Origin of the sequence: Curtobacterium phyllosphaerae, assembly GCF_049341865.1 — a bacterium.
Taxonomy (GTDB): domain Bacteria; phylum Actinomycetota; class Actinomycetes; order Actinomycetales; family Microbacteriaceae; genus Curtobacterium; species Curtobacterium phyllosphaerae.
This window is the reverse complement of the sequence record NZ_JBMPIU010000001.1, coordinates 586,891-604,586: the sequence shown is the minus strand read 5'-3', so window position 1 is coordinate 604,586 and position 17,696 is coordinate 586,891. Positions and strand designations below refer to the sequence as shown.

The 17,696-nt window shown below is 71.4% G+C and carries 15 protein-coding genes and 3 tRNA genes; 5 read left to right on the top strand and 13 right to left on the bottom strand.

What is annotated here, in order from left to right; all coding sequences use genetic code 11:
• Window positions 1–33 precede the first annotated feature (33 nt).
• The gene (locus tag ACO0E0_RS02785) at window positions 34–1,242 is read left to right on the top strand and encodes a pyridoxal phosphate-dependent aminotransferase (RefSeq protein ID WP_422869864.1); all 1,209 of its coding nucleotides are present in this window, start codon (window positions 34–36) and stop codon (window positions 1,240–1,242) included.
• Window positions 1,243–2,085: 843 nt separating this feature from the next.
• Here ACO0E0_RS02785 and ACO0E0_RS02780 read toward each other — a convergent pair.
• The 8 genes from ACO0E0_RS02780 to ACO0E0_RS02745 form a co-directional block, all read right to left on the bottom strand.
• The gene (locus ACO0E0_RS02780; protein ID WP_422869863.1) at window positions 2,086–3,240 is read right to left on the bottom strand and encodes a UDP-N-acetylmuramate dehydrogenase; all 1,155 of its coding nucleotides are present in this window, start codon (window positions 3,238–3,240) and stop codon (window positions 2,086–2,088) included.
• The gene (locus tag ACO0E0_RS02775) at window positions 3,237–3,710 is read right to left on the bottom strand and encodes a MaoC/PaaZ C-terminal domain-containing protein (RefSeq protein ID WP_422869862.1); all 474 of its coding nucleotides are present in this window, start codon (window positions 3,708–3,710) and stop codon (window positions 3,237–3,239) included. Before ACO0E0_RS02775 ends, ACO0E0_RS02780 begins: the two co-directional genes overlap by 4 nt.
• Window positions 3,707–4,168, bottom strand: coding sequence for an FAS1-like dehydratase domain-containing protein (locus ACO0E0_RS02770; RefSeq protein WP_422869861.1), 462 nt, complete (start codon window positions 4,166–4,168; stop codon window positions 3,707–3,709). The genes ACO0E0_RS02775 and ACO0E0_RS02770 overlap by 4 nt, the downstream gene beginning before the upstream one ends.
• 42 nt (window positions 4,169–4,210) lie before the next feature.
• The gene (locus ACO0E0_RS02765) at window positions 4,211–5,209 is read right to left on the bottom strand and encodes an ABC transporter permease (RefSeq protein WP_422869860.1); all 999 of its coding nucleotides are present in this window, start codon (window positions 5,207–5,209) and stop codon (window positions 4,211–4,213) included.
• Window positions 5,206–6,138, bottom strand: a complete 933-nt coding sequence (locus ACO0E0_RS02760; protein ID WP_422869859.1) for an ABC transporter permease — start codon at window positions 6,136–6,138, stop codon at window positions 5,206–5,208. Before ACO0E0_RS02760 ends, ACO0E0_RS02765 begins: the two co-directional genes overlap by 4 nt.
• Complete coding sequence (locus ACO0E0_RS02755) at window positions 6,135–7,856, bottom strand: dipeptide ABC transporter ATP-binding protein (RefSeq protein ID WP_422869858.1); 1,722 nt, start codon at window positions 7,854–7,856, stop codon at window positions 6,135–6,137. Before ACO0E0_RS02755 ends, ACO0E0_RS02760 begins: the two co-directional genes overlap by 4 nt.
• Window positions 7,853–9,520: an ABC transporter substrate-binding protein gene (locus tag ACO0E0_RS02750; protein WP_422869857.1), complete on the bottom strand. Its 1,668-nt coding sequence runs from the start codon at window positions 9,518–9,520 to the stop codon at window positions 7,853–7,855. The genes ACO0E0_RS02755 and ACO0E0_RS02750 overlap by 4 nt, the downstream gene beginning before the upstream one ends.
• A gap of 117 nt (window positions 9,521–9,637) precedes the next feature.
• Window positions 9,638–11,131 carry a mannitol dehydrogenase family protein gene (locus tag ACO0E0_RS02745; protein WP_422869856.1) on the bottom strand — a complete coding sequence of 498 codons (1,494 nt, stop codon included), beginning with the start codon at window positions 11,129–11,131 and terminating at the stop codon, window positions 9,638–9,640.
• A gap of 84 nt (window positions 11,132–11,215) precedes the next feature.
• On the opposite strand from ACO0E0_RS02745, the gene ACO0E0_RS02740 reads away from it, so the two are divergent.
• The 4 genes from ACO0E0_RS02740 to ACO0E0_RS02725 all read left to right on the top strand — a co-directional run bounded on the left by ACO0E0_RS02740 (window position 11,216) and on the right by ACO0E0_RS02725 (window position 14,845).
• Window positions 11,216–11,620, top strand: a complete 405-nt coding sequence (locus ACO0E0_RS02740; RefSeq protein ID WP_422869855.1) for a VOC family protein — start codon at window positions 11,216–11,218, stop codon at window positions 11,618–11,620.
• Window positions 11,621–11,642: 22 nt separating this feature from the next.
• Window positions 11,643–12,161, top strand: coding sequence for a P-loop nucleotide/nucleoside kinase family protein (locus ACO0E0_RS02735; protein WP_422869854.1), 519 nt, complete (start codon window positions 11,643–11,645; stop codon window positions 12,159–12,161).
• Window positions 12,162–12,597: 436 nt separating this feature from the next.
• Window positions 12,598–13,887 (top strand): hypothetical protein, encoded by a 1,290-nt coding sequence (locus ACO0E0_RS02730; RefSeq protein ID WP_422869853.1) that lies wholly within the window; start codon window positions 12,598–12,600, stop codon window positions 13,885–13,887.
• A 79-nt stretch (window positions 13,888–13,966) separates the two neighbouring features.
• A complete protein-coding gene (locus ACO0E0_RS02725) occupies window positions 13,967–14,845 on the top strand; it encodes a L,D-transpeptidase (protein WP_422869852.1) in 879 nt (292 codons plus the stop codon).
• 165 nt (window positions 14,846–15,010) lie between these two features.
• Here the strand turns inward: ACO0E0_RS02725 and ACO0E0_RS02720 are convergent.
• The 5 genes from ACO0E0_RS02720 to ACO0E0_RS02700 all read right to left on the bottom strand — a co-directional run bounded on the left by ACO0E0_RS02720 (window position 15,011) and on the right by ACO0E0_RS02700 (window position 17,680).
• Window positions 15,011–15,084, bottom strand: a tRNA-Met gene (locus ACO0E0_RS02720).
• Between the two features lie 49 nt (window positions 15,085–15,133).
• A tRNA-Thr gene (locus ACO0E0_RS02715) sits at window positions 15,134–15,205 on the bottom strand.
• A gap of 122 nt (window positions 15,206–15,327) precedes the next feature.
• On the bottom strand, window positions 15,328–16,548 hold the full coding sequence (locus tag ACO0E0_RS02710; RefSeq protein ID WP_422869851.1) for a M23 family metallopeptidase: 1,221 nt from the start codon (window positions 16,546–16,548) through the stop codon (window positions 15,328–15,330).
• A gap of 187 nt (window positions 16,549–16,735) precedes the next feature.
• The gene (locus ACO0E0_RS02705) at window positions 16,736–17,542 is read right to left on the bottom strand and encodes an inositol monophosphatase family protein (protein WP_422869850.1); all 807 of its coding nucleotides are present in this window, start codon (window positions 17,540–17,542) and stop codon (window positions 16,736–16,738) included.
• Between the two features lie 56 nt (window positions 17,543–17,598).
• Window positions 17,599–17,680: transfer RNA gene (locus ACO0E0_RS02700), tRNA-Tyr, on the bottom strand.
• Window positions 17,681–17,696 lie beyond the last annotated feature (16 nt).

Below are 17,696 nucleotides of genomic sequence, written 5' to 3'. Positions count from 1 at the left end.
CGTGTGCGGAACCGCCCCGCTAGGCTGGCGGACGTGAGCACCGAAGCCCCCGCACCCCGTATCGCCCGCCGCATCGCCGCCATCGCGGAGTCCGCCACGCTCAAGGTGGACGCGAAGGCCAAGGCGCTCCGGGCCGACGGCCGGCCGATCGTGTCGTTCGCCGCCGGCGAGCCCGACTTCGCCACCCCGGACCACGTCGTCGAGGCCGCCGTCGCCGCGGCGCGCGACCCGAAGAACCACCACTACACGCCGGCATCGGGCCTCCCCGAGCTGCGCGCCGCGATCGCCGACAAGACCGCCAGGGTCAGCGGCGCCACCGTCGACGCGTCCCAGGTCATCGTCACGAACGGGGGCAAGCAGGCGGTCTACGAAGCGTTCGCCACGATCGTCGACGAGGGCGACGAGGTGCTCCTCCCCGCGCCGTACTGGACCACCTACCCGGAGGCCATCCGGCTCGCGGGCGGTTCCCCGGTCGAGGTCTTCGCCGGGAGCGACCAGGGCTACCTCGTGACGGTCGAGCAGCTCGAGGCCGCCCGCACCCCGCGCACGAAGGCGCTGCTGTTCTGCTCGCCGTCGAACCCGACCGGGGCGGTGTACTCCGCCGAACAGATCCGGGTGATCGGCGAGTGGGCGCTGGAGCACGGCATCTGGGTGATCAGCGACGAGATCTACCAGGACCTCGTGTACGACGGCGTCGTCGCCACGGGCATCCTCGCGGCGGTGCCCGCACTCGCCGACACGACGATCCTCGTGAACGGGGTCGCGAAGACCTACGCGATGACCGGGTGGCGCGTCGGGTGGTTCATCGGGCCAGCGGACGCCGTGGCCGCCGCGAGCAACCTGCAGTCGCACCTGTCGTCGAACGTCTCGAACGTGTCGCAGCAGGCCGCGATCGCCGCACTCACCGGGCCGCAGGAGCCCGTGCTCGCGATGCGGGAGGCGTTCGACCGCCGCCGGAAGCTGATCGTGGACGGGCTGAACGCGATCCCCGGGTTCGTCACGCCGACGCCCGAGGGTGCGTTCTACGTCTACCCGGATGTCACCGCGCTCCTCGGGCGCACCTGGCACGGGCGGCGGGTCGACACGTCGCTCGAGCTCGCGGACCTGATCCTGGAGGAGGCCGAGGTCGCAGCGGTGCCGGGCGAGGCGTTCGGTCCGAGTGGGTACCTGCGGTTCTCGTACGCCCTCGGGGACGACGACATCCGCGAGGGCGTCGCCCGCCTGCAGCGACTGTTCGGCTAGTCCCGCGCGCTCGACGCGGAGGCCGTCCTCGCCGGGTGCGATGTCGCGGGGTGCGATGTCGCGGGGACCGCGCTCGGTGTGCACGCATGGAGCGACATTCCGCGGCGATGACGACGTCGCATCCCGGCGAAGATGTCGCCCGATGCGAATGCATGCTGCGCGGGCGCGTGCACATGCATGAAGCGACATTCCCCGGCAATCACGACGTCGCATTTCACCGACAATGTCGCCCCATGCGAACGCATGTTCCGCGGCCGCGTTCACACCGAGGCCGCACTTGCTGCTCGCGCATGATGCGACATCCCCCGGCAATCACGACGTCGCATTTGCACAAGGATGTCGCCCGATACGAACACATGCTCCGCGGCGGCATGCACACCCACACCGCCGACACCGCCGCGACCGCCGACACCGGAACCGTCCACACCGTGGCCGCGCCGAATACGTGTGCAGGAAGCGGCATTCCCCGGCAATCACGACGTCGCATTCGCACGAGGATGTCGCCCGATGCGAACACATGCTCCGCGGCGGCATGCACACTCACACCGCCCATACCGCCGACACCGGACCCGTCCACACCGAGGCCGCGCCGAATTCGTGTGCATGGAGCGACATCTCCCGGCAATCACGACGTCGCATTCGCACGAGGATGTCGCCCGATGCGAACACATGATGCGCGGAACCGTCCGACCCGAGGCCGCGCCGAATACGTGTGCATGAAACGACATTCCGCGGTAATGACGACGTCGCATTCGCACGAGGATGTCGCCCGATGCGAACACATGCTCCGCGGAACCGTCCACCCACACCGCCCGCACGCACCGACCGGCGGGACGCGTCAGCTCAGGCGAGCAGGTCGCCGACCACCACCGGCTCGGGCACCAGGCTGACGCCGAACCGACTCAGCACCATCGCCTGGACGTAGCGCGCCAGCTCGGCGATCTCCGTGGCCGTCGCTCCCCCGCGGTTCGTCAGGGCGAGCGTGTGCTTCGACGAGATCGCCGCGTGCGAGCCGACGATCGCGTACCCCCGGTGGACACCGGCGTGCTCGATGAGCCAGGCCGCACTGAGCTTGACGCGGTCGTCCCGGACGGGTGAGCCAGGCGGCCTGGCTGGTTCCTCACCGAGCGGGACTGCGACGGGCACGGCCTCGGGCAGCGCCCCGGACAGCGCCTCGGACACCTCTTCGGGCGCGACCGGCCACTGCGGCGCATCGACCGGCAACGTCGCCGCGAACTCCCGGCTGACGATCGGGTTCGTGAAGAACGACCCGGCGCTCCGGGTGTCGGCGTCCGCGGGGTCGAGGACCATGCCCTTTGCCGCCCGGAGCGTGAGGACGGCCCGTCGGACGTCCGCCGGGGGCACCAGTGCGCCGAGCTCGACCCCGAGCGACGACGCGAGCTGCCCGTACCGGACCGGCACACCGACACCCCTCGTCGTGCGCCCGAGTGCGAACTCGACCGTGAGGACCACTCCGCGCCGACCGTGCTTGAGCGTGCTCGTGCGGTACCCGAGCTCGAGCTCGGCCGCGGGGAGCCACGCACGAACCCCGCTCTCCGCGTCGAGGAACTCGACCGCGGTCAGGACGTCTGCGACCTCCGCCCCGTAGGCACCGATGTTCTGGACCGGGCTGGCACCGGTGCTGCCCGGGATGCCGGCCAGCGCCTCCAGTCCGGTCCAGCCGTTCGTGACGGTGGTGGCGACCAGCGCGTCCCAGGGTTCGCCGGCGGCGACGCGCACGCGGACCTCGTCCGGGGCCTCCGCGACCACCTGGACGCCCCGCGTGCGCACGAGGACCGCCGTCCCGTCGAAGCCGGCGTCCGCGACGAGGAGGTTGCTGCCGCCACCGACGACGACCCAGTCACCGCCGTCGGCCCAGACGTCCTCCATCACGCCGACGAGGTCGTCCGTCGTGCACGGCGTGAGGACACGGGAGGCCGCACCGCCGACACGGAAGGTCGTCAGGTCTGCGAAGGTGGGGACCGCGGTGTCGCTCACGCGGTGCGGAACCGGACCGTTGCCTGGGCCTTGCCGAGCACCGTCTGGTCGGCGGCCTTCACCGTGAGGTCGATGCGCTCGGGGGTGCCGTCCGCGGCCAGGGTGCCGACCTTGGCGACGACGGACACGGTCGCGCCCTCGCTCGGGTCGACGACCACCGGACGGGTGAACCGGACGCCGTACTCGGACACGAACCCGCGGTCACCGAGCCAGTCGGCGACCGGCTGGACGGCGAGGCCCATCGTGAGCATGCCGTGGGCGAGGACCCCGGGGAGCCCGACGGCTGCCGCGACGTCGTCGCGGTAGTGGATCGGGTTGAAGTCGCCGGAGGCACCGGCGTAGCGCACGAGGGCGTCGCGGGTCAGGTGGACCTCCAGCTCGGCGATCACGTCCCCGACGGCGGCGGCGTCCCCCGCGGCGGCGTCCCCGACGGCGGCGGCGTCCACCGCGGCGGCGGATTCGGGGCTCATGCCGCGTCCCCGTCCTCGTCGGCGCGGACGACGAGGGTGGACACCGCGGTGACGACGTGCGCCCCGGTGGCGTCGACGACCTCGGACTCGGCGGTGACCATCGCGTTGCCGCCGAGGGTCTTCACCCCGGTGACGGTCAGGGTCGCGGTGAGCTCGTCGCCGGCGACGATCGGCCGGTCGTAGCGGAACCGCTGCTCGCCATGCACGACGCGGGCGAAGTCGATGCCGGCGTCGGGTGCCGCGAGCAGCTGGGCGAGCGTTGCCTCCTGCACCACGACGGCGAAGGTCGACGGGGCGACGACGTCGGCGTGCCCCGCGGCGCGAGCGGCGTCGGGGTCGAGGTGGACGGGGTTGGTCGCGAAGACGGCACGCGCGAACTCGCGGACCTTCTCACGACCGACGAGGTAGGGGGCGGCCGGCGGGAACGTCCTGCCGACGAGCTCGGGGTTCACTGACACGTCGGGAAGTCTACCGAGTGCGGGGACCTCGACCGCTGGCGCTCACGTGCGGACGCGCACCCGTGGGTCGATGACCCCGTAGAACAGGTCGACGAGCAGGTTCGCGGCGACGATGAGGAACGCGGAGAAGAGCGTGAACCCGACCACCACCTGCAGGTCGAGCGAATGCACGGCGTCGATGAGCAGCGCGCCGATCCCCTGCATCGAGAAGACCTTCTCGGTGATCACGGTCCCGCCGAGGAGCGTCCCGAGGTCGAGCCCGAACAGGGTCACGACGGGGAGCAGCGCGTTCCGGAGCCCGTGGCGCACGACGACACGGGACTCGGTGAGTCCCTTCGCCCTGGCGGTGCGGATGTGGTCCTGGCCCATCACCTCGAGCATCTCCCCGCGGGTGAGCCTCGCGTAGATCGCGGCGCTCAGGAACGCGAGCACGCACCACGGGAGCACCAGGTGGAGGAACCACTGCACGGGGTCGTCGGCGAACGCGACGTACCCGCCCGTCGGGAGGACCCGGAGGACGAACCCGAACAGCAGGATCGCGAGCAACCCCACCAGGTACGCCGGCGCCGACACCCCGGCGACCGCGATCGTCATGACGCTCCGGTCGAGCAGGGACCCGCGGCGCAGTGCCGAGGCGGCGCCGCCGGCGACCCCGGTGACGAGCCAGAGCACTGCCGCACCGACCGCGATGGACGCCGTGACGGGGAGTCGCGAGAGGATCAGCGTCGTGACGCTCTCGTGCAGCTGGAACGAGTAGCCGAAGCACGGCGCGGCGCACTGGATCGCGGTCGACCCCGATCCGAAGGACCGCCCGGCGACGATCCCGCCGAGGTACCCGGCGAACTGCTGCCACCACGGCAGGTCCGTGCCGATGAAGGCCTGCACCTGCTGGAGGCGCGCCGGTGTGCACGGCTTGTCGCAGATCGAACGGGCGGCGTCCGTCGGCAGCAGGGTGAACAGCGCGTACGTGACGGCCGCGACGACGAACAGCACCACGACGGCGCCGAGCAGCCGGAGGACGACGAACCGGAGCGTGCTCACCGGACGCCCCGCGGGTCGAGGGCGTCGCGGAGCGCGTCGCCGAGCAGGTTGAACGCGAGGGTGATGACGAACAACGCGACTCCCGGGAACACGAGGTACATGGGGTCGGTCTGGACCCAGCCGACGGCGTCGCCGATGGTGCGACCCCATGACGGCGTCGGCGGCGTCACCCCGACGCTCAGGAACGACAGCGCCGCCTCGGCGCCGATCATCGACGGGATCGAGATCGTCGCGTAGACACTGATGGTCGCGGCGAGGTTCGGCAGCAGCTGCCGCACGATGACGTGCCACGGACCGGCACCCATGGCCCGCGACGCGACGACGAAGGTGCGCTCCCGGAGCGACAGCGTCTGTCCCCGGACGACCCGGGCGATCGAGGGCCACCCGAAGAACCCGATGACGAGCACGACGAGCAGCGGCCTCGGGAAGCCCCCGGAGACGACCGCCGTGAGCGCGATCATGAACACGAGGGAGGGGAACCCGAACATCACGTCGACGACCCGGCTCATGACGCGGTCGTACCACCCGCCGAAGAACCCGGTCGTCACACCGACGAGCACGCCGATGGTCATGGACATCACGGTCGCGGCGATCCCGATGCCGAGCGACGTCCGCGCACCGTACGTCACGATCGCGAACAGGTCGCGCCCGGTGAGCGGCTCGACCCCGAACCAGTGCGTCGGGCTGATGCCGCCGCCACCGCCCCTCGGCGCGCCGAACCCGTTCAACGCCCCGAGGTGGTAGCGGTACGGATCCTGTCCGGTCACGAGCGTGAGCAGCGGCGCGCCGACCGCGACCACGGCGAACACCAGGATCGCGATCGCGCTCGCGACGGCCCAGCGGTCCCCGCGGACCCTCCGGACGACGGCGCGGAAGCCGGTGACCCGAGCGGTGGCCACGACCGGGAGCTCGACGACGTCCGCGGTCATGCGACCACCCCGGTGAGTTCCCGCCACGCGGCCCGTCGGACGGCCTGGCGCGCCGGATCGGCGACCGGCGCCGCGGCGAGCAGCATCCGCGTGTACGGGTCGGCGGGATCCCGCAGCACGGTCGCCGCCGGACCCTGCTCGACGATCCGCCCCTGCCGCAGCACCACGACCCGGTCGGCGAGCTGCCGGACGACGGCGAGGTCATGGCTGACGAGCAGACACGCGAACCCGAACCGCTCCCGGAGCGACGCGAGGAGCTCGAGCACGGTCTGCTGGACGGTGACGTCGAGGGCGCTCGTCGGCTCGTCGGCGATCAGGAGCGCCGGCCGGAGCACGAGTGCGCGGGCGACCGCGACCCGCTGCCGCTGTCCGCCGGAGAGCTCGTGCGGGAACCGGTCGGCGTACGACGCGTCGAGCCGGACGGCCTCGAGCATCTCGACGACCCGTGCGCGTCGCTCCGCCTCGGTGTCCTCCGTGTGCAGCGCGAGCGGCTCGGCGATCGCCGCGCCGACGCTCGACCGTGGGTTGAGCGAGGACGCCGGGTCCTGGAACACGTACCCGATCCCGCTCCGGACCGCGCGGAGTCGCCGACGACTCGCCCGACGGAGGTCGGTGCCGGACACCTCGACGGTCCCTCCGACGACGGGGACGAGTCCGGCGAGCGCCCGTCCGATCGTCGACTTGCCGGAACCCGACTCCCCCACGAGCCCGAGGACCTCGCCGGCTTCGATCTCGAGGTCGATCCCGGACACCGCCGGCGTGCCCCGCCGTCCGGTGTACGAGATCGCGACGTCCCGCAGGCGCGCGACCACCTGCGGGGCTCCAGCGTCGGAGGCGGACGTGGGGCGGGCCTCCAGACCGTCGGACGGTCGAGCGGCCGGACGGGAGGCCCGGTACGGGTCGTCGAGGTCCGGGACCGCCGCCAGGAGCTCACGGGTGTACGACGCCTGCGGCGTCGCGAACAGGTCGACGGCGCGGCGCGCCTCGACGGCCGCGCCGCGGCGCATCACGAGGACGTCGTCCGCGACGTCGGCGACGACGCCCATGTCGTGGGTGATGAGGAGGACGGCGAGGCCGCGCTCGTGGCAGAGCGTGCGGAGCAGGTCGAGGATGCCGGCCTGCACCGTGACGTCGAGCGCCGTGGTCGGCTCGTCCGCGATGAGCGCGACCGGGTCGCCGGCGAGCGCCATCGCGATCATCGCGCGCTGCAGCTGACCGCCGGACAGCTCGTGCGGGAACGCGCGACGGACGCGGTCCGGGTCGGCGATGCCTGCTGCCCGGAGCAGTCCGCGGACGCGGGCCACGACGTCCGAGCGATCGATGCGGGCATGGTGCGCGCGGACGGCCTCGGCGATCTGCGAACCGATGCTCAGCACCGGGTCGAACGAGCCCATCGGCTCCTGGAACACCGTCCCGATGCCGGCGCCCCGGACCCGGCGGAGCGTCGCGTGGTCCGCACCGACCAGCTCCACGGCAGCCCCGTCCTCGTCCGGGGCGAACCGGATGCTCCCGGACACCGTGGCGGACGGCGGGAGCAGCCCGAGGACGCTCATCGCGGACACCGACTTGCCGGAACCGGACTCGCCGACGAGCGCGAGGACCCGGCCGCGGCGGAGCTCGAACCCGATGCCGTCGACGACCGGACGGCCACCGGCGAACGTGACCCGGAGATCCCGGACGGCGAGGACGGGTCGGTCGTGCTGCTGCGTCGGGCTCACTTGCTCAGGGTGACCTTGAGGTAGTTCGGGTACGCCGGGAAGTCCGCGATCTGGAAGTCGCGGACGTTCGAGCCGTGCAGGAACGACTGCTTCGCGTACGTCAGGGGGACGACTGGCGCGTCCTGCATGATCTTCCGGTCCACCTGGGCCCAGATGGCCTGCGCATCGGCCGTGTCGACGGTCGCCGTTGCCGTCGCGATGAGCGCGTCGACGTCGGGGTTCGCGTAGTGCGACACGTTGTTGCCGCCGCTGCCGATCTGGGACGAGGCAAAGAGCGGCTGGATGTTGGCGTTCGCGCTCGGGAAGTCGGGCTGCCAGCTGTACAGCACGAGGTCGTACGAATCGTCGTTCGTGGCGTCCGTGTAGAACGAGTCGGCGTCCTCGGGCTTCAGCGTCACCGTGATGCCGGCGCGCTTGAGGCCCTGCTGGAGCGCCTGCGCCTGGGCGAGGAACGACGGGTCGTTCTGCGTGAGGAGCGTCAGGTCGAGGTCGCTCGCGTGCCCGGCCGACTTGAGGAGCGACTCGGCCTTCGCCACGTTCCCTGATGCTGGCGCCTCGTACAGGTCGTAGTCCTTGCGGCCCGCGATGCCCGGCGTGATGAGCGTCGAGGCGTACGTGCCGGCCTGCGCACCACCCGAGGCGATGCGGAACGCCCGCTTGTCCGTGGCGTACTCGATCGCCTGGCGCACCTTGAGGTCGGCGAGCGCGCCCTTCTGGGTGTTCATCGCGAGGTAGGTGAGCGGGCCGGCCTTGCTCGTCGCGACGCGGTCCGCGGCCGACGGGTTCTGCCGGACCTGGTTGAGCTCCGCGGCGCCGAGGTACGTCGCGGAGAACGAGTCCTTGGCGTCCCCGGAGTCGGCGATGAGGGTCTGCGTCGCGGTGGACTGGTCCTGGCCCTCCTTGAAGACGATCTTCGCCGGGCCCGCGGTCCGGACCGAGTCGGTCTTCGCGCTCCAGTACTTGTTCCGGACCAGGGTCAGCTCGGAGCCCTGCTGGTTCGACTGCACCTGGTAGGGGCCGGACGACACCGGGTCCTTGTCGTAGGTGTTCGGGTCACCCTTGCCCTCGGGCACCGGGGCGAACGCCGGCATGGATGCGATCCACGGCCAGTCGCCGTACGCCGCGTTCAGGTGGAAGACGATGGTGCGGTCGTCCGGGGTCGCGATGCTGTCGAGCGACCCGCCGTCGAACGGACCCCGGTACGCGTCCCCGCCGACGAGGAGCGACTTGTGGTAGCTGAGGCCACCCGTCAGCGTCGACGCGAACGAGCGCTCGATGCCGTACTTGATGTCCTGGGTCGTGATGGCGCTGCCGTCCTGGAACTCGACGCCCTTCTTCAGCTCGTACGTCCAGGTCTTCCCGCCGTCGCTCGGCGTGCCGGTGTTCGTGGCGAGGTCCGGGACGACCTTCGCGGCCTTGCCCGGCTCGATCTGCCACGTGGTGAGCCGCCGGACGATGAGCCCGAGCGTCGTCGTCGACAGGTTCTGGCTCGTCGCCGGGTCGAGGTGCACCGGGGACGCGGTCGTCAGGATGTTCAGCGTGCCACCCTTCCCGGTGGCGCCTCCGCTGCCGTTCGAGCCCGATCCGCCGCTGCAGCCGGACAGGGCCAGGGCCAGGGCGGCCGCGGATGCCGCGACGACGGATGCTGTTCTCAGGCGGTGCATGGTGGGGTTCCTCCGGTCTGGCGCTCGCCCCAGGTGGTGCCGTGGGGCCGTCCGGGCAACCACATGGTGCCACCGGGTATTCCCGCCCTCCGAATCCCGTTGCGCAGTGCTACGCGGTCATGCGAACCGCTGCACCGTCGCCTGCGCGCCGTCCGCGATGAGCCCGTCGAGGGCATCGAGGTACGCCGCGACGAACCGCTCGTCCTCGGCGAGGTCCCCGAACACCGTCCGGTTGTCGATGAACGCGGTGCGGTGCTCGCGCTGCGACCGGGCGATCGGCACGAGTTCGTCTGCGAGCCGGTCGACGATCTCGATCGGCGCGCCCTGCTCGTCGACCGCCTCGTCGTACCGCGCCCAGGACGCGACGATCGCGGCACTCCGTTCGATCGGGCCACCCGAGGCGAGCTGCGCCCGGACGACCGGCAGCAGCCACTTCGGGATGCGGTCGCTCGACTCCGCGCAGAGCCGCGCCAGCGTGTCCCGCACCGCCGGGTTGCGGAACCGCTCGATGAGCGTGTGCTTGTAGTCGTCGAGGTCGATCCCCGGGACCGGCTGGAGGGTCGGGGTGGCCTCGTCGTCCATGTAGCGCAGCAGGAACGACGCGATCGCCGGGTCGGCCGTCGCCTCGTGGGCGTACCGGTACCCGGCGAGGTACCCGAAGTAGCACAGGCCCTGGTGCGAGGCGTTGAGCAGCCGCAGCTTCATCAGCTCGTACGGTTCGACGTCGTCGACGACCTGGACCTCGGCGTCCTCGTACGGCGGTCGGCCGAGCGGGAAGTCGTCCTCGAGCACCCACTGGAAGAACGGCTCCGCGACGACCGGCCATGCGTCCTCGATCCCGAGGTCGCGGACCATCGCGCGGTCCTCATCGGTCGTCACCGGGGTGATCCGGTCGACCATCGAGTTCGGGAAGTGCACGTGCTCGTCGATCCAGTCGCCGAGCCCCGGGTCGAGTGCCCGGGCGTAGGCGGTGAACATGTCGTGGGCGACGTGCCCGTTGCCCTGGATGTTGTCGCACGACATCACGGTGAACGGTGCGGTGCCCCGGTCCCGCCGTCGTCGGAGCGCCTCGACGACGAGCCCGAACACCGTGTGCGGGAGATGCTCGCCCGACAGGTCCGCGGCGACCGCGGGGGTGTCGAGCTGGAACGCGCCCGTGACGTGGTCGAAGTTGTAGCCACCCTCGGTGATCGTCAGGCTGACGATGCGCGTGGTGTCCGCCGCCATCTTCTCGATGACGGCCTCCGGGTCGTCGACGGCGAGCAGATACTCCACGATGCTGCCGATCACCCGTGCCTCGCGGGTGCCGTCCGGGTGCTTCAGCACGAGCGTGTACAGCCCGCCCTGCTCGGCCATCGTCGTGGCCATCCGACGGTCCTGTTCGAGGACCCCGACACCGCAGATGCCGAAGTCGCGGGCCTTGCCCTCGCCGAGCAGTCGGTCGAGGACCATCGCCTGGTGTGCCCGGTGGAACCCGCCGACGCCGAAGTGCACGATGCCGGTGGTGATCCCGGAGCGGTCGTAGCCCGGGACCGGGATGCCGCGCCCCGCGATCTCCGCCAGGGTGTCCGGCGCGAGCGTGATGGGGTTCGTCGACTTCGTCGTGGACATGAGCGGAGTCTACCGTTCGGTCTCCCGCGGTCCGCCGTCCGCGGTCAGCGGTCCGGGTTCCGGTTCGCGGTCTAGGTTCGCGCCATGAGCCTCTCCCCCTACTTCCTGTTCCCCGGGACCGCGGCGGCCGCGCTGGAGCAGTACCGTGCCACGTTCGGCGGCGTGGTCACCACGCACTCGTACGCCGACCTCGGACGGACCGACGGGCCCGTCGACGCCGTCGCGCACGGGATGCTCACCGGACCCGTACCGGTGTTCGCGGCCGACGCGGGCGAGGACGACGAGCCCTTCACCGCGACCGGGCTGCTCATGTCGCTGCTCGGCGTGGCCGGACCTCCCACCCTCCGAGCCTGGTTCGACGCGCTCGCCGAAGGTGGGACCGTCATCGATCCCCTGGAGGTCCGACCGTGGGGCGACACCGACGGTCAGGTCCGTGACCGGTTCGGGGTGACGTGGCTGATCGGGTACGAGGCGTCGGCGGTCGACTGAGCCGGTCGCGTACGATCCGTCCATGGTGCTGGTGCTCATGTGCGGACTGTCCTTCACGGGCAAGAGCACGGTCGCCGGCGCGCTCGCATCGGACCTGCCGGCGCACCTCACGAGCCTCGACTGCATCAACGAGGAGCGTGGTCTCGACGGCGGTCAGGGCATCCCGGTCGAGGAGTGGGCCGAGACGAACCGCCTCGCACACGAACGCGTCCGTCTCCTCCTCGAGCGCGGCGACGACGTCGTGGTGGACGACACGGGGTCGCCGCGGTTCATCCGGGACCAGTGGCGTTCCACGGCGGCGGCGGCGGGTGCGTCCTTCGCACTCGTGTGGGTACGGATCGACACGACCCTCCAGCGCGAACGCGTGCGGGCCAACCGGAGCGGGCCCAGTCGGTCCGACGTCACCGACGACGTGCTCGACGAACAGGCCGCGACCTTCGAACCGCCCGTCGACGAGGACGCCATCGTCGTCGATGGCCGCGACGCCGACCCCGCTCACCACGCCATGCTCCTGCGCACGATCGAGGCCATGGACGAGTGACCGATCCACCCGCGCCCGGACGGAGCAGCACCGGTCCATGGGCGACGGGAGTCCCGTCAGCGGCTGGGGTGTCTTCCGCACCCGTCAGGACTTCGCCGCCCGCCGGCAACGGTCCTCGACCGGGCGGAGCGGTCGCTCGGACCCGCTGTCGTCATGGCGGTCCGGACGAGCAGCGATCCTGGGGGGTTCCCTGACCGGACCGTGCATCGAGAGCACACCCGACATGGCGCGCATCGGACAGCGCGACCGCGCGGGCCGAGATCGACCCGTCCGCACACCTGAGAATGTTGTAGGCTGCAGCGGCATCGTTCCCGACGATGTCTCGGAATTTCCCGATCCGAACCCCGTGTCCGCGCGCTGCGCGTCACATTCCCGGCACTCAGGGCGAGTACCGGTCCGTCCCCGCGCGATGTCGCACGGAGAGAGCAGTCAGAGAATGAACAAGTCCATCTGGTTCAAGAAGGCGCTGGCTCTGCCTGCCTGCGCCGCGATCGTCGTCGGCGGGATCGCCTTCAGCGCCGTCCCGGCCAACGCAGACCCCGCAGACCTCAAGGTCACGAGCCAGTCGGTCTCCGGCCGCGTGCTCACCATCACCGGCCAAGGAACCCCCGGCGAGAACATCCAGCTCGACGAGGACTTCCGGAACACCCGCCACGAGATCAGCCCCGACGGCTCCTGGACGATCACCTACACGATCCCCGGGACCGACTACAACTCGAACACTTACACGATCGAGCAGCTCAACGGCCTCAACCAGGACGGCTCGACCACGGTCACCGCCGCCGCCGAGCAGCCCGCTCCGACCTTCGCGATCACGAGCCACACCGTGTCCGGCCGCACCCTCACGGTGTCCGGCACGGGCACCCCGGGCAACACGGTGCAGATCGACCCGCAGTCGGCGCCGATCGCCCGCACCACGATCCCGGCCGACGGCAACTGGACGTTCACCTACGAGATCCCGGCGAGCGCCGGCACCGACACGAAGACCTACAGCGTCCTCGAGGAGAACAACGGCTTCCAGGTCCAGGACCAGGCGAGCTTCACCGCCGCTGCCGAGGCCACCCAGGCGGAGTTCTCGGTCACCAGCCCGAAGAACGGCGACACCGTCGGCTCGCGCACCGTCACCTTCACCGGCACCGGCCAGGAGGGTGACCAGATCAACCTCCTCGACACGGACGGCAACCGTCTCGGCGGCTTCGGCAACACCGCACGCGTCGGCGCCGACCAGACCTGGTCGCTGAGCGTCACCTTCCCGGCCGACGCTGCGCAGCAGCAGGCGGTTCGCGTGACCGACGTGCGCGGCGGCAGCGGTGCCGGCGACACGACGATCACGATCAACCTGCCTGCGGCCGACACGGCGCCGACCTCCGCACTGACGCTGGTCACGCCGACCGACGGCTCGACCGTCCCGTCGCGCACCGTGACCTACTCGGGCAAGGGCACCCCGGGCGACGCGATCGCCGTGGTGAACGCCGACGGCGAGCCCGTCGCTCCGGCGACGCTCGTCGAGGCGGACGGCACGTGGACCACCACGGGCACGTTCTCCGACTCGGCCGCGCTGCAGCAGGACCTGACGGTCGGCGAGGTCGACCCGACGACCCTCGACGTCGTGGACGCGATCGACTTCACGATCACGCTCCCGGCAGTCGTGACCGGCACCACGCCGGGTGGCACCGCGCCGCGCCCGATCGCGCCCGTCGGCACGCTCCCGGTCGTCGCCGGCTGATCACCGGACACAGCACCATCGACGGGGGCGCGGCCGACAGGTCGCGCCCCCGTTCCGCTGCCCCAGGGAGGCCGGTCTCATGACCACGCAACGACCACATCGACTCACCGCGCTCGTGACCGCGATGCTCCTCGCGCTGGGGTTCGGGCTCACCGCGTGCACGGCGCAGCACGGTCCGGACGGCACCGCCCCGACCTCCGGACCGAGCGCCTCGGCCACCGCGGACGCGTACACGGCGCCGAACCGGGCCACCGTCGCCGCGCTGCCCGAGGCGCAGTACGACGCCGTGATCGGTGGCCTCGTGCCCTACTACCAGGCGACCATCCCGAAGACGGCCGACGAGGCGTACACGATCCGCAGGGACGCCCCGCTGTACGGTGACGACCGGTCCACGCCGGTCGCCCGACTCTCGGCCGACAACTTCCTCGGCACACCGACGGTCGTCGTCCCCGTCAAGGTCTCCGGCGCCTGGGCGCTCATCATGACCCCGGCCCGCCAGGCACTGCCATCCGTGACGAAGGGCGGGGCCGCAGCGCAGAGCGCCGCCTGGGTCCGGCGGGACCTGCTCCGGAAGAAGACCTCACTCGAGGACCACGTCGTCATCTCGGCCGCCAAGCAGACCCTGTCGATCGTGCACGCCGACGGCACGACCGTCGAGGAGTTCCCGGCAGGCGTCGGCGCCACAGGTACCCCGACCCCCACGGGCGTCATCGGGTACATCCAGGCCCGGTACCTCGACCCGGCGCAACAGCAGACGACGCATCCCATCCAGCTGACGACGCTGCACTCGGCCGCTGCGGACGAACCGTACGGCGGCCAGGACGGCGGACTCATCGGCGTGCACTACCAGTCCGTCGCCCGGGGAGCGATCTCACACGGGTGCGTCCGGCTGGACGGCACCGCCGTGGACGCCGTCGACGCGCTGCCGCTCGGGACGATCGTCCAGATCGTCGCCTGAGGTCTGCCGGGACGACACCCGCTGGCGACACCCGCTGGCGATGGCCGGATCGATCGCAGGAAGTCGCCCGGCGACCCGGGCAATGGCGGCATGTCGGACGCGATCCGATGAGCCGAGACCCCATCGGTCACCATCTCGACGACCGCCATCCGAGGGTCTTGCGAGTAGCGAGGGCGGGACTTGAACCCGCGACACCACGATTATGAGCCGTGTGCTCTAACCAACTGAGCTACCCCGCCGCGGACACGGCACCGGTGCCGCTCCGGGAGCAGTACTGCTGCGTGTCGGAGCCCCGAGTCAGGATTGAACTGACGACCCCTTCCTTACCATGGAAGTGCTCTACCACTGAGCTATCGGGGCGTGATCGACGCGGTCTGCCGGAGCAGCACCGCGATCGGCACCGTACGAGGATAGCAGAGCCACGGGGGTGGTCATGAACTCACCATGACTCCCGGGCGCGGCGCGCACCCCCGGTCCGGGGGCTAGTTCGCGTTCGCGGTGAGCCAGGCGATCGGGTCCACGGGAACGCCGTTCACGTGGATCTCGAGGTGCAGGTGCGGCCCGGTCGAGTTGCCGGTGCTGCCGACCTCGCCGAGCTCGGCGCCGACGGCGATCTCCTGACCCTCGACGACCGTGAACGAGTTGTCCTTCATGTGGCCGTAGACGCTGACGAACTGCTTGCCGTCGACGTCGTGCTCGACCCAGACGTCGTTGCCGTAGCCGCCGTCGTCGGCCTTGACCTTGGTGACGACACCCGCCGCGACGGAGTGGATCGGTGTGCCGGCGCCGGGCGCGAAGTCGACGCCCTGGTGGAAGGTGGAGCAGAACGAGCAGCCCTCGACGTTCCGGGCACCGAAGCCGCTGGAGATCGGGACGCCGGTGGGGAACGGCCACTGAATGGTGCCGTCCGGGTTGTTCGTGAACGTGTTCGCGGTGTTCTGCGGCTTCGCTGCGGCCTCGGTCACGGAGTAGGTGTCGCGTCCCGCGTCGGTGGCGCTGGTGACGCCACCCGCGCCGACCTCGAGCGACTGCGCCTTCGCCGAGGAGACGTCGCGCAGGCCCTGGATCTGCGTCGGCGTGTAGAACGCCTGGGCCGGGACCGAGGTACCGACGACCATCCCGGCCACGACGGCCAGGACGACGGCGCCGGTGACGCCCGATGCGGTCCGGCGGAAGGCGGCTCCGCGGCGCGACGCCGATCCGCGGCGCGCAGACGCCGACGGCGAGGGCGCGACGGTCGCGCGGCGGACCGCGGTGCCGGCAGCGCGACGATCGACGGCCGGCGCAGCGACCGACTCCGGCGTAGCAGGGGATTCCGGCGCAGCGACCGACTCCGGCGCAGCAGGGGATCCCGGCGGAGCGACCGACTCCGGCGCAGCCGCCGACTCCGGCGCAGCGACCGGGAGGATCGCCACGACGTCCGGCGACACCGGCGCGGCATCCGCGAACACCGGACGCGCCGCTGCGGGCACGACGACGTCCGGCGACACCGGGACACCGGCCACCACGGCGGGCTGCACTGCACGGTCCGGGCGCGGCGCGAGCCCGGCGGCGAGCCGCTCGGCAGCGATCCGCTCCCGCCGGGTCATGGGCGCGGCATCGGCGAACCCGACGGTCCCGTGTGCGGTTCCCGGGGCCGAGGACGCCGGGTCCGCGAGCACGGGATGCGGAGCTGCAGGGCTGTCGGTGACGTCGAATGGCATGGCGATGGCGGCAGGATCCTCATCGGAGTGGGGGTGCTCGGCGGGTAACGAGCTGGTAACGGACCTGAGAACGGTAACAGGCCAACCGGTCGCCCGCCAGTCGTCGACCCCCGCGCGCGTCGCCCCAGTCCGGGTGTCCTGCCGCTGTGGAGGGCGCCGGATCGGTCAGCGTCCGCCGCCGGACCGGTCAGCGTCCGGCGTCGAGGGATCGGATCCGCGCGGTGAACTCCGCCGCGATCGTGGGTGCGGCGACGACGTGGACCCGCGCGTCGCCGGACTCCCACGAGGTGACAACGGCACCCGCCTCGGCGGCGACCATCGCACCGGCGGCCATGTCCCAGGGGTTGATGCCGCGCTCGTAGTAGGCGTCGACGACACCGCTCGCGACCGCGCACAGGTCGAGTGACGCCGCACCCATCCGACGGATGTCACGGACGTCCGCGATGAGCCCGCCGAGCACCTCGACCTGCGCGACGCGCCGCTCGGCCGTGTAGGCGAACCCGGTGGCGACGAGCGACTCGGCCAGGGACGCGGGACCCCCGACCCGCAGCGGAATACCGTTGCGGGTCGCACCGCGGCCGTGCTCGGCGCGGAAGACGTCACCCATCGACGGGGCGACGACGACGCCGGCGACCGGTGTCCACGACGCCGGGTCCGGCTCCCCCGCGACGACGGCGATGCTGATGCCGTACATCGGGTTGCCGTACAGGTAGTTGACGGTTCCGTCGATGGGGTCGACGACCCAGGTCAGCCCGGACGTCCCGCGCTCCGCTCCGGACTCCTCGCCGAGGAACCCGTCGTCCGGCCGGTGGTGCGCGATCCGGGCCCGGACGAGCGCCTCGACCTCCTGGTCCGCGGCGGTGACGACGTCGACGATGCTCGACTTCCGGTCGGCGACCCGAACGCCCTCGCGGCGCCGACGGGCGGCGAGTTCGGCGGCCTCGAGCGCGATCGTCTCGGCGAGGTCGGCGAGTGCGGTGACGTCGTGGGACATGGATGATCCGATCGTGGAAGACGAAGAGCCCGTCCTGTCGGACGGGCTCTCTGGTGTGGCAAGTGAGGGATTCGAACCCCCGAAGGCTACGCCGGCTGATTTACAGTCAGATCCCTTTGGCCGCTTGGGTAACTTGCCAGGTGCGCACCCGACC

Excerpts from the sequence above, each read along its gene's own strand:
- ACO0E0_RS02775 (WP_422869862.1), bottom strand. The coding sequence starts at position 3,710 with ATGAGCCCCGAATCCGCCGCCGCGGTGGACGCCGCCGCCGTCGGGGAC.
- ACO0E0_RS02760 (WP_422869859.1), bottom strand. The coding sequence starts at position 6,138 with ATGACCGCGGACGTCGTCGAGCTCCCGGTCGTGGCCACCGCTCGGGTC.
- ACO0E0_RS02750 (WP_422869857.1), bottom strand. The coding sequence starts at position 9,520 with ATGCACCGCCTGAGAACAGCATCCGTCGTCGCGGCATCCGCGGCCGCC.
- ACO0E0_RS02745 (WP_422869856.1), bottom strand. The coding sequence starts at position 11,131 with ATGTCCACGACGAAGTCGACGAACCCCATCACGCTCGCGCCGGACACC.
- ACO0E0_RS02740 (WP_422869855.1), top strand. The coding sequence starts at position 11,216 with ATGAGCCTCTCCCCCTACTTCCTGTTCCCCGGGACCGCGGCGGCCGCG.
- ACO0E0_RS02735 (WP_422869854.1), top strand. The coding sequence starts at position 11,643 with ATGGTGCTGGTGCTCATGTGCGGACTGTCCTTCACGGGCAAGAGCACG.
- ACO0E0_RS02730 (WP_422869853.1), top strand. The coding sequence starts at position 12,598 with ATGAACAAGTCCATCTGGTTCAAGAAGGCGCTGGCTCTGCCTGCCTGC.
- ACO0E0_RS02725 (WP_422869852.1), top strand. The coding sequence starts at position 13,967 with ATGACCACGCAACGACCACATCGACTCACCGCGCTCGTGACCGCGATG.
- ACO0E0_RS02710 (WP_422869851.1), bottom strand. The coding sequence starts at position 16,548 with ATGCCATTCGACGTCACCGACAGCCCTGCAGCTCCGCATCCCGTGCTC.
- ACO0E0_RS02705 (WP_422869850.1), bottom strand. The coding sequence starts at position 17,542 with ATGTCCCACGACGTCACCGCACTCGCCGACCTCGCCGAGACGATCGCG.